This window comes from Hymenobacter sp. BT559 (assembly GCF_016427535.1).
Classification (GTDB): domain Bacteria; phylum Bacteroidota; class Bacteroidia; order Cytophagales; family Hymenobacteraceae; genus Hymenobacter.
In genome coordinates this window covers 875,406-887,127 of record NZ_JAELXV010000002.1, presented here as the reverse complement: position 1 = coordinate 887,127, position 11,722 = coordinate 875,406, and the positions used below count along the sequence as shown (strand labels likewise).

The 11,722-nt window shown below is 56.0% G+C and carries 7 protein-coding genes; 4 read left to right on the top strand and 3 right to left on the bottom strand.

Annotation, left to right across the window (positions count from 1 at the left end):
• Window positions 1-9: 9 nt before the first annotated feature.
• From JAO77_RS10235 to JAO77_RS10220, 4 genes are all read left to right on the top strand, one after another.
• Window positions 10-849, top strand: coding sequence for a glycosyltransferase family 2 protein (locus JAO77_RS10235; RefSeq protein ID WP_198990247.1), 840 nt, complete (start codon window positions 10-12; stop codon window positions 847-849).
• A 3-nt stretch (window positions 850-852) separates the two neighbouring features.
• Window positions 853-2,052 carry a hypothetical protein gene (locus tag JAO77_RS10230; protein WP_198990246.1) on the top strand — a complete coding sequence of 400 codons (1,200 nt, stop codon included), beginning with the start codon at window positions 853-855 and terminating at the stop codon, window positions 2,050-2,052.
• A gap of 13 nt (window positions 2,053-2,065) precedes the next feature.
• A complete protein-coding gene (locus tag JAO77_RS10225; RefSeq protein ID WP_198990245.1) occupies window positions 2,066-3,253 on the top strand; it encodes a glycosyltransferase family 4 protein in 1,188 nt (395 codons plus the stop codon).
• 1,009 nt (window positions 3,254-4,262) lie between these two features.
• Window positions 4,263-7,274, top strand: coding sequence for a T9SS type A sorting domain-containing protein (locus JAO77_RS10220; protein ID WP_198990244.1), 3,012 nt, complete (start codon window positions 4,263-4,265; stop codon window positions 7,272-7,274).
• A gap of 45 nt (window positions 7,275-7,319) precedes the next feature.
• On the opposite strand, the gene JAO77_RS10215 is transcribed toward JAO77_RS10220, so the two are convergent.
• The 3 genes from JAO77_RS10215 to JAO77_RS10205 form a co-directional block, all read right to left on the bottom strand.
• Window positions 7,320-8,066 (bottom strand): WecB/TagA/CpsF family glycosyltransferase, encoded by a 747-nt coding sequence (locus tag JAO77_RS10215; protein WP_198990243.1) that lies wholly within the window; start codon window positions 8,064-8,066, stop codon window positions 7,320-7,322.
• 46 nt (window positions 8,067-8,112) lie between these two features.
• Window positions 8,113-9,465: an exopolysaccharide biosynthesis polyprenyl glycosylphosphotransferase gene (locus JAO77_RS10210; protein ID WP_370550094.1), complete on the bottom strand. Its 1,353-nt coding sequence runs from the start codon at window positions 9,463-9,465 to the stop codon at window positions 8,113-8,115.
• Between the two features lie 708 nt (window positions 9,466-10,173).
• Entirely contained in the window at window positions 10,174-11,649 is a 1,476-nt protein-coding gene (locus tag JAO77_RS10205; protein ID WP_370550033.1) for a murein hydrolase activator EnvC family protein, read from the bottom strand.
• Window positions 11,650-11,722 lie beyond the last annotated feature (73 nt).

Genomic DNA, 11,722 nt, shown 5'->3' with positions numbered 1-11,722 from the left:
GCTTACACTATGCTTTACATTGTTATTCCTGTCTTTAACCGCTGGCATTATACCCGCGAATGCTTAGAGTCGCTGCGCCGCCAAACCACCCAAGACTTCCGCACGGTGGTGGTAGACGATGGCTCGACCGATGAGACGGCTGCGGCGCTGGCTCGCGACTACCCCGAGGTAGAAGTGGTAACCGGCGACGGCAACCTCTTCTGGACGGCCGGCGTGAACGCGGGCATCCGGCTGGCGCTGGCCCTAGGTGCCGACCGCGTGATGACCTTAAACAACGATGTAGTGGCTGCGCCCGATTTTGTGGCCCAAATGCTCACCGCCGCCGACCAGCATCCCCGCGCCGTGCTCGGTGCCCTGGAGTTTGACGCTAATACCGGCGAAACCATTTACGGCGGCGAGCGGCTGGATTTTCGGACTAATACCACCTACAACCTACTAAAGGAACTGCCGGCTACCAAGCGCACTGGCCTGCACCCAGTGACGTACCTGCCGGGCCGCGGCCTGCTCATCCCAAAGGCTGTTACTGATAAAATTGGTTTGTTTGACGAGAAGCGGCTGCCGCACTACCTCGCCGACTTCGACTACACCAGCGTAGCCCGCCGCGCCGGCTTCCCGGTGTATTGCAACTACGACGCCAAGCTGAGCACCTACCCCGAGGAAAGCGGCCAAACCCTAACGCGCAAGCAGCGCAGCCTGAAGGGTTACTTCCAGCACCTGTTCAGCATTCGGGGCGGCGGCAATATGATGAACTTCACCCATTTTGCCCTTAAGAATTGTCCTAAGCCCTACCTACCCTATTTTCTGCTAAACGGCTACGCCCGGCGGCTGGTGGGCTACTTCCTGCACTAATTGATGAAGGCCACCACGCGCATTACGAGCTGGCTGTGGCTAGCGTGGGCCAGCGCGGCCCATGGGCTGGCGGCCTGCACGCACCACCACCTAGGAGGAGCCGCGGCGCTCGTCATCACGCACGGCGGCACGTACACGGGCACCTACCGCAGCACCTCCTCCGGTATGGCTTGCGTGCGCGTAGCCACTACCGAGCCTGTGGTGCTGGCGGGCTGCACACTCACCGGGCCGGGCAACCTCATCGAAGCCGGCGAAGGAGCCGACCTGACCGTGCGCAACTGCCGCGGCCAGGGCCTCGCCCCCACTGCCGACCAGCAGGCTCCCGGCCGCTTTCTCGACGTATATCGCCCCAGCCGCCTTGTGGTCGAGCACAATGAGTTTACCCAGACCAGCGGTATCGTGGTGAATCGCTGGAGCGGCGCGGGCCAGCCTGGCCCCACCCTATCGGTGTGCTACAACCGGGTGCGCAACGTAGACGGGCGCTGGCGCGACGGCCAAGGCAGCACACACTCCAGCTTTTTAATTTTGAATACGGTGCAGCATCTCCCTAGGGTAGATATTGCGTTCAATGAAGTGGTAAACGAGCCCGGCCAGAGCTTGGTGGAGGATAACATTAACCTATACAACTCGTCGGGCACTGCTCAAAGCCCGCTGCACGTACACGATAATTTTGTGCAAGGTGCCTACCCCTTTCCGGCTACGGCCGACAAGTTTACGGGTACTGGGCTAACCTCGGATGGCGATGCGAAGACGGCCGAGGAAGCTGCCGCTTTCATCGAAGCCGACCACAACCAGTTTGTGGCAACCGGCAACGCCGCCATGAACATCGCTGCTGGCCACGACATCTACTACCACCACAATCGGGCCGTGACAAGCGGTGCCCTACCAGGCGGGCAGCGCTTTCGGGCAGGCCACGCTGCCCTAGGGGTGTTCAACTTCTATCACCAGCCACCAAGCGTATTTTTCAACCACCGGGTAGAAGGGAATACGGTAGGCTATGTACACTGGGGCGGCCACGCACCCGGCCCCGACCGCCAGGACCTAAGCGAAGGCGCCTGTGCACCGTGCACTGGCACAGTGCACCTGCTAGACCCCATCACTCCCGCCACCGAAGCGCGAGAATGGCGGAGCTGGCAACAAAAACTAAAACAAAAGGGCCTCGTCGTTGGACCTTTGCCCCTCAACAAACCGGCCCGGCCGTAAGTAAGTAGCACGCATGTATATTGGAGTCGTAGCCCCCATTGCCACGAATGATTTGCTACCCCTGGCCGAGCGACACGCTGGCCCCTACCCAAAAGGGCGCGAAGGCGCACCACTAATTAGCAACCTTATAAAGGAGTATCTGCGCCGCGGGCACCGCGTAGTGGCCATCACTCTCGATGATAAGATGGGCGACGACGACCCGCCCTTCGTGCACGAAAGCCCGCAGCTAACCTACGTGGTGGTGCCCGCCCGCAGCCGCACCTTCCGGCCTAATGGCCGGCGCCTAGGTCGCACCGCCGACTTTTTCTGGTACGAGCGCCGCCGCATGCTGGCCCAACTCCAGCACTACCGCCCCGAGGTGGTGCACGCCCACTGGACCTACGAGTTTGCCCTGGCGGGTCTGGCCTACGACCCGCAAACCATCGTGACGGTGCACGATAACGCGCTGGTTATCTACCGATACGTGCGCACGCTTAATAGGCTGTTTCACTTGCTTATGGCCCGTTACGTGTTCCGCAAGGGCCACTGGTTCACGGCGGTGTCGCCCTACATGGCCGACTCAGTGCAGCCCTGGACTAAGGCCAAAGTAGCCGTAATAGCTAACCCGGTCGTGATTCCAGAACGCGCCAGCCTGGTAAAAGCACCGCTGAGCCAGCCCGTTATCAGCGTAGTAGTGAATGGCTGGGACGACCGCAAAAACAGCAAAAACGCGCTCTTGGCTTTCAAAGCCGTGCAGCAGCAGCACCCGGCCGCGGTGCTGTGGGCCATGGGTACAGCCTTTGTACCTGACGAGGACGCAGCCGCCTTTTGCCAGGAGCACGCTATTAAGAATGTAGTCTTCCTAGGTCCCACGCCCCACGACGAAGTGCTGAAGAAGATAGCCGCCAGCACTCTGGTACTGCATACCTCGCTTGAAGAATCGTTTGGCATGGTGCTCGTAGAGGCCATGGCCTACGGGGTGCCCGTGGTGGCAGGCCAGGCGAGCGGCGCCGTGCCGTGGGTAGTGGCCGATGGTGGTCTGCTCGTTGATGTTACAAGCGTGGCCGCCATTGCGGACGCCGTTAACCGCCTGCTGTCCGACCCGGCACTTTATGCAAAGCTCTCGGCGCGAGCGGTGGCCATCGTGGCCGAGCGGTTCCCGCTTGCTACCGTGGCCGACCAGTACCTAGGCCTGTACGAACAGTGCCTCGCCAAAAAATAGTCTTCTTCGAAGTCTGGCTTGTCTAAAAACGCGCCAGGCATTCACAAAAAAGGGTGCTTCCCCCTCGTGCCAATATCATGGCACGAGGGGGAAGCACCCTTTTTTGTAAATGCCTATTGCATGATAATATCCTGACACACTACTCATTGCTTGAAATACACAGGTATCAGGGTACCGAGTCTGGGATACGCCGCACATCAGACACGGGCAGTCTAGCGCTTGTCAAGAGACGCTGCCGTTAGCGGAGCCTAGTAGGGGGTGGCGGCTGTAGTCGCGAGCCGAGGCGCGTGAAAATAATGCGAGACACAAAAAATTAATAAGGCTAATTGCTCTGCCATCAAAAAGCATGAGTGAGAGCTGCTTATTAGTCGAATCAGGTGGGAAAGCGTCTTGGTTTCTTAATACGGAAGCTAGCTAGGCTGCGATGCTGCTGAACGGACGCCTCACAATATAAAAATTACAGTAAATGTGATAGTTATGTAAAGTGTTATCAAGTCCCATTTTATAACTAGCCGCAGCCCCCTTGTAGGCACCATTTATTACTTAGACCTAATCTTAATTATAAAAAAAAGCCAATATATGAGGCGCCCGAATTTTGTAATATTCCAACTTGACAATCTCGGAATTTTACAAGGATTTAGGGCTAGTGTTCATATTCGGTTTCTATCACGTCCTTACTCAATAGGTTATAAATCGAATGCTGTGATTATATTTGCCATACTAGACTTTCCGATTTTATAAATATTTTTAATTAACGCTGCATCTCTCTATGACATCATTGGCTATTAAGCCAGTCGCGTTAGCTCGACTGAATTTCGTAGGTAAGCCCTGGTTATCAGCCAGCTTGATCACATTGCTAGCAGGGAGCCTACCCACTGTAGGCCAAGCCCAAGCTGTAAGCTATGCGGCCCCCATCGTTATCACTAAAGGAGGTACGTACACTGGCAACTATCAGAGCTTATCGTCGGGCACGCCCTGCGTTCGCATTGCCACTTCCGAGCCTGTTATTTTGGAAGGTTGTACTTTTTCGGGGGCCGGTGATTTGATTAGAGCTGGCGAAGGTGCTAATCTGACGGTGCGTAACTGCACTGGTCAGGGTCTCACGCCGACGGTCGATGGCCAGGCTCGTGGCCGCTTCCTAGACACTTACCGGGCTAAGAGCTTAACCATTGAGCATAATTCGTTTACCCAAACCAGCGGCATTGTAGTGAACCGCTGGAGCGGCTCGGGCCAGTCTGGCCAAACCTTGACGGTGCGCTATAACCGAGTGCGCAATATTGACGGGCGCTGGCGGAATGGTGGTAGCACACGCAGCAGCTTTCTGATTCTGAACACGGTAACGCGTGTGCCTGGCATCGACATTTCGTATAACGAGGTAATCAACACAGCTAACGAGAGTTTGGTAGAGGACAACATCAACCTCTATAATTCGTCGGGCACGGCCCAGAGCTCCATTCGAATACACGACAACTTTGTGCGTGGTGCCTACCCTTTCCCGGCTACGTCAGCTAAGTTTACTGGCACTGGCCTCACTACCGATGGCGATGCCAGTACGCTGGCCGAAGCAGCCGGCTATATAGAGGCTGACAACAACCAGTTTGTGGGTACGGCTAATGCGGCTATGAACATCGCCGCTGGCCACGACATTTATTACCACGACAACCGGCTTGTAACCAGCGGCTACCTGCCCAATGGCCAACGCCTCAATGCAGGCTGGGCAGCCCTAGGGGTCTTCAACTACTATAAGCAGCCCGCCAGCGTTTACTTCAACAACCGTATTCAGAACAATACGATAGGCTACGTAAGCTGGAACTCTAACTTTCCTTATACTGACCGCCTCGACCTGAGCCCAGGCGCTTGCGGCCCCTGCACGGGTACCGTCCACTTGCCCAACCCCATCACAACGGCTACTGAGGATGCCGAAGCAACGCGGTGGCAAGCTAAGCTGCAACAGGCCGGCGTGACCGTGGGCCCAGTAAACAGCACCACGCCACCAGTAGTTACGGTACCAGTCGGTAACGGGACCGTTGTCAACCCGAGCTTCGAGCAGGACGGAGCCGGGGTGGACGCGCCCGCTGGCTGGCTCACGTGGGTGGGCAACGGCACGCCCGCCAGCGTCGATTACACCGAGGCCTACGGCGGAGCCCACTCCGGCACCTACCACGGCACGCACTGGCGCAACACCGGCGCCTACGAGGTCTACACCTACCAGACCCTGACGGGCCTGGCCAACGGCACCTACTCGTTCAGCGCCTGGGTCAAGAGCAGCGGCGGCCAGCCCGCAGCCCAGTTGTGGGCCAAGAACTTCGGGGCTGGCACGCTCAGCACCGACATCACGGCCACCAACGGCAGCTGGGTGCAGGTGAGCGTAAACAACATCTGCGTCACCAACGGGCAGTGCGAAATCGGCTTCTACTCCAAGGCCAAAAGCGACCAGTTTATCTACTTCGACGACGTAGAATTCACCCAGCAGACTACGTCTAATAAGGCACCAACTGTAACGCTAGCCGCTACTAGCAACCTAGTGCTTGGTAAAGCGCTCACCCTCAACGCTACAGCTGCTGATGCTGATGGCACCGTTAGCAAGGTAGAGTTTTTCAACGGCTCCACCAGCATAGGTACCGCTACCAGCGCCCCCTTCCAGTTGAACTGGACACCCTCTTTCATTGGCCTTTACTCGCTCACAGCTCGTGCTACTGATAACAGCGGCGCTACTACCTCTTCGGCAGCTGTTCCGGTTCTAGTAGTAATTCCTTCGCTAGGCTCCAACCAAGGGAGCAGCAATGGCAGTGCGTTGGTAGTAAATCCAAGCTTCGAGCAGGATGGGGCCGAGGTAGACGCGCCCGCTGGCTGGCTCACGTGGGTGGGCAACGGCACGCCCGCCAGCGTCGATTACACCGAGGCCTACGGCGGAGCCCACTCCGGCACCTACCACGGCACGCACTGGCGCAACACCGGCGCCTACGAGGTCTACACCTACCAGACCCTGACGGGCCTGGCCAACGGCACCTACTCGTTCAGCGCCTGGGTCAAGAGCAGCGGCGGCCAGCCCGCAGCCCAGTTGTGGGCCAAGAACTTCGGGGCTGGCACGCTCAGCACCGACATCACGGCCACCAACGGCAGCTGGGTGCAGGTGAGCGTAAACAACATCCGCGTCACCAACGGGCAGTGCGAAATCGGCTTCTACTCCAAGGCCAAAAGCGACCAGTTCATCTACTTCGACGACGTAGAATTCGCTCAGCAAACCACGCAGCAACCGTCGCTTGTTACTACCAACTCGGTTGGTAATTTTAGCTTCGAAGACGATAACGCAGGCGTGGTAGCTCCGCGCCAGTGGCTCACGCGGACTGGCGGCACTACCCAAGCATATGCTAGCTACTCAGAGTCGTACCCTAACGCCCGTACGGGCACCTACCACGGTACGCACTATCGCCCCGAGAACTATCAGATTTATACTTACCAGACCGTAACGGGTCTGGCCAACGGTACCTACACGCTCAGCGCCTGGGTTAAAAGCACGGGCGGCCAGCGCGTAGCCCAACTACAAGCTCAGAATTACGGCGGCAGTGTCCTTAGCGCAAACGTACCGACCTCGCCTAACGAGTGGGTACAGATTACCATCCCGAGCGTTAACGTAACGAACGGCCAGTTGGAGGTTGGTATCTACTCCCAAGCCAATGGGGGCCAGTGGCTCCACTTTGACGATATCACGCTACTGCCCACCACTGCAAGCAGCGCTAAGTCGGCCCCGGTTGCTTCCGAAGCTTCTGTTGTACCAGCGCTGTATCCTAATCCAGCCCGTGACCAGGTAATGCTTACTACCCAAGTGGCTCAAGAGTCTACGGTTTCTATCGTAATTACCGACCTGCAAGGCAATACGCTTATCACCTACCAACGCAAGGCGGTAGCTGGCGAAAACCAGTTCACGCTCGACACCAACAAGCTGGAAGATGGCTTGTATATCCTGCGCGTTTTGGGCAGCAGTGCTACTTCGGCTCAGCGCCTCGAAATAAAGCACTAGCCGCCAGCATCAGCAAGCTAGCAGTCCTGATTCCCGCTTTCTCTCCTAGGCCCCCGCAAGCGTGCGGCGGGCCATCAGGTAGAGAAAGCGGGAATTTGTAATTAAGTACCGGCGCCATAAGCGGCGCGGCTCTAGCCATAGGCGATAAGCCCACTCCAGCCACAGGCGCCGTGCCCATACTGGCAAGCGCTGCTCTAGGCCGGCATACACCAGAAAAGCCTGCCCTACGCCCAACATGCAGGCCTTAATCTTGCCGCGGTGCGCAGCCATCCAGCGCTCTTGCCGGGGGCAGCCTAGGGCTACAAATAGGAGGTCGGGGTCGGCAGCATTAATGGCTGCTACGTGTGCTTCTTCTTCTTCAGGCGTGAGCGTTCGGAAAGGCGGTGCGCAGGTACCCACCAATCGCAGATTGGGCAACTCGCGCTTAGCCCGGTCTACGATAGCTTGCAATACCTCATCGGTAGTTCCGTAGAAATATACCGACTGCCCCCGACGCGCAGCTTCGGCGAGCAAGGCGGGCAGCAGGTCCATACCCGCTACCCGCTCCTGCGGTTGCCCGCTTAGCCACCCAGCCACGCTGGCCACTGGGCCACCGTCGGGCGTCACGAGATTAGCCTCATCCAACACCTGGCGAAAGCTTACGTCGCGGTGCGCTTCTACTACCATGTGCACGTTGGCACAGCACACATAAGCCGAGTTGCGGGCTGCGCCCAGTTGCAAAATCTTCTCTACAAAATCATCAAATGAACCCGTAGAAATACCTGAGTCAAGAACTGTCTGCTTGGCTAGCATAGATACTATGATAGAATAAAAATTACCTGTATTCGGGGCCTTGTTATTAATACGCGTTCTTTTCCCCGGCTATCATGTTCCACACTGTCTTGCCGATAATCTGGACATCCAGTAGCAGCGACCAGTTTTCCACGTATTTCAGGTCATATTCCACGCGCTTTTCCATAGCGCCTTCAGCCCGCGTTTCGCCGCGGTAGCCGTTTACCTGGGCATAGCCTGTGATGCCTGGCGTCACGACGTGACGCTGCGCGTAGGTGCTAATGTGCTTTGAGTATTCTTCCAGTTGCGACACCATGTTGGGGCGCGGACCTACCACTGACATATGACCCATCCATACATTGAAGAACTGTGGCAGTTCATCGAGGCTAGATGCACGCAGGAAGCGGCCTACACGAGTTACGCGGGCATCTCCCTTGGTAGCCTGCAGTTCAGTACCTCCTAGGTCAGTACGCATCGTCCGCAACTTGTAGCATGGAAAAAGTTTGTTGCGCTTACCAGGCCGCATTTGCTTAAAGAAAATAGGGCCGGGTGAGTCAAGCTTAATCAGCAAAGCCAGTATGGGCATCACTACTGGGAAGATAGTCGTGATGACAAACCCTGAGAAAGCTAAGTCGAACAGACGTTTAGCTATCTGATTGGGGCGCATACCTAGGGGATTGCGGCGCACCGTTAGGATAGGCCCACCACTGTGATAGTGCATATTGACGCCTTCATGCAGCGTGCCTTCAAAATCGGGCACAATACGAAACGCAATGAAATTTGCATCTGCAAAGCTGGAAAGCTCCTGAATAAAATCAGTTTGGTTGAGAGGCAATGCGAAATAGATTTCATCTACCTGCTCTTGTAAGCAAAAGTCTTTTAGCTCGCTTACCCGGCCGCGCACTAGGTGCTTCACATCCTCGGGAGCATCGGTATCGGTAAAGAAGCCTAAGCACTGGTTGGCTAGTGGGTCGTGCACCGTCAGGAAGCTGTGCAACTCGCGGCCGCTACGGCTGGTGCCCACAATCACAAAGCGGCTATGGGGCCGAGCGAAGCGGTAACGATATGTGCGGTATAGGAAGGTCATGAATAACCGTCCCACTACTACGGCTGTGCCCGCCATGCAATACAGCAGTAGCAAATACCGCATAGGCAATAGGCGCTTTTGCAGCACCAGCAGCCCAGCAGTGAGCAGCACAGCATGTAGCAAGAGTGTCCGAACTAGGCACCAAAATTTCTCGCCGTAGGTAGCCAGCCGGTCAAGCGGCACAGAGCTAGCAAACCGCCCGGCTAGTATCCACCAAAGCAGGGCAAAAATGGCGAAGAACATAGGATAGTCTCCGGAGAAATCCCAGTCACTACGCTGAATATAGTTAATTAATCGGAATACTCCGAAGATGAGCAGGACATCGACAATCAACAGTAGTAGTTGATTTACTTGAGTTCGTCGAGCGTAGAGTACCATAATGTTGCAATTGACCTATACTAAGATTTTAGCAGCAGAGCCCTAATTGGGGTGCAGAGAATATACGCTTTTGGTCATACCATGGTCTAGATAAAATAGGGTCGAATAAATAAGCAGTTGCAATTTTCATACTACACAGCTTATAACTCCTCTAAATTCCCCCTATAGTACCAGTATTAATTTTTTGTTAAGTACGAAATGATATTGCGAATCTTAAATATTTTTTTCTTATAAGCTCATCAATACCATAACTAACAATCTAACTTTTATATACCAACGCTCGTAGGATATACACTAAAAATATAAATATTTGTTAATCTGGACGTTATACACAAAGTAAGCCTTTTAAAACCCTTGCTGCCAACCTGAGAAATATAATTTTTATCAGGAAACCGCAGGCGTCACGAAAATATTTACACCTGATTGAAGTAATTATTTATGACCGCACATTTTCTGTACAATGGCAAGAATGCTACTAGCCCATCTAGTATTTCGCCTATTATTCGCAGGCAAAATATAGTTGAGCTTTGGCACCCTAGGTGCATAGCTGCGCAAGCGCTTGGTAGCAACTAGTAGCACAGCCTGAGATTACTGCATAGTGCAAGGCCAACAACCTTTTTGCCGCCTATGCGGCCCGCAAACAACCAGAGTTGGCGCCGCAACTTACTTGTGGCCTAGCCAGCCTTCAGGATTGAGATTAGCAGAGTTGCGCCATACCTGAAACTGCACTATGGCAGTACCATCAGCATCGGTAGCAGCGCTGCCAATGGTTTCGCGAGCGTCCACTTGCTGACCTTCGTGCACGTTTACCGAGCGCAACCGAGCATACACCGTGAAATACTCACCGTGTTGAATCATGACGATGGTATTCATACCCGGCACCTGAGCCACCGTTAGCACTCGCCCAGCAAATACTGACCGCACTGGCTCATTGGTAGTGGTTTGAATGTCAACACCACGGTTTTCTACTACCACGTGCTTGAGCACTGGGTGTGCGTGCCGCCCAAAATGCTGAGCTACGAAGCCTCGAGCCACAGGCCAGGGAAGCCGGCCTTTATTACCCGCAAAGTTTGACGACAGCAGGGCCGTTTGGGGCGTAAGAGCTACGCGGCTTGCGCGGCGGTCGGCCGAGGTTTCTTCGGGCGCGTCACTTTCGGGGTTGGCGCTGGCATCTGCATCGTCAGCTGACCGCCCACCGCGACTACTACGGCCGGCTGCAGCGCGAGCAGCCCGGCGGCGCTCGGCCGCAGCAGCTAGGCGGGCCGCCCGGGCCGCGCGGGCTATTTCTTCGCGCACGCGCTGGGCTATCAGCCCATCGAGCTGGGCCACGGCACGCTGACGCTGCGCTAGCTCGGCCCGCAAGCCCTGCTCTTGTTGGCTGAGCTGCTGTACCACCTCGTCTTGCTCATTTTTGAGACCTAGGAGGTTGCGGTTTTCGACCAGCTGGGTCGTCAATAAACTCTTTTGCTTCTGGCGCTGCTGCGTCAGACCATCGAGCTGATGACTCAGTTGCTGCTGCGTGCCCATGATGCGCTGCGCCTGCCGCTGGCGCTCCTCAGTATACTGCCGCACGTAGCGCAGCCGCAGCACAAACTGATTGAACGACTCGGCCGCGAACAAAAACATGAGCTGGTTAAAGCCGCTGCTCGTTTTGGAGGCAGCGTACATCAGCCGGGCGTATTCAGTTTTGAGGTTGGCGAGCTGCTGCTGGGTGGTCAGCACTTGCTTGGCCGTCTGGTGCACGTTGGTTTCGATGCCTTTCAGCTGCGTCGAAATATGCTGAATCTGCCCCTGCTTTACCGTCAGCTTTTCCTTGATAACATTGAGCTGGCCTAGGGTCGCCTCCTTCTTCTGCGTGGTTTGGGTCAGCACCTTGCCCGCTTCCTGAATGCGCGCCAGGTTGGCTTGGCGCTCGCGCTCTAGCTGCTCTTTGGACTTGGCGCGCTGGCGCTGATGCGAGCGGCGGGTCGGCGCTGCACGTTGCGTGCGAGTAGCCGTTTTAGTCCGGGTTTTAGCCGGCATCTTGGCTTTGCTGGTTTTGGCGCGCTGATGGCGTTGGGCAGCAGCCGGCAGCGTGCCTAGTAGCAGCAGCAGCCCAAGCAAGTAGTAGCACTTAGAAATTGTCAACGAAGCAGTCACAAAAGCAAACGGCGCACCAGCTACCGCCTTGCAAAATAACGCATACGCAGCGGGTATAGCCGCGCAGCACAGG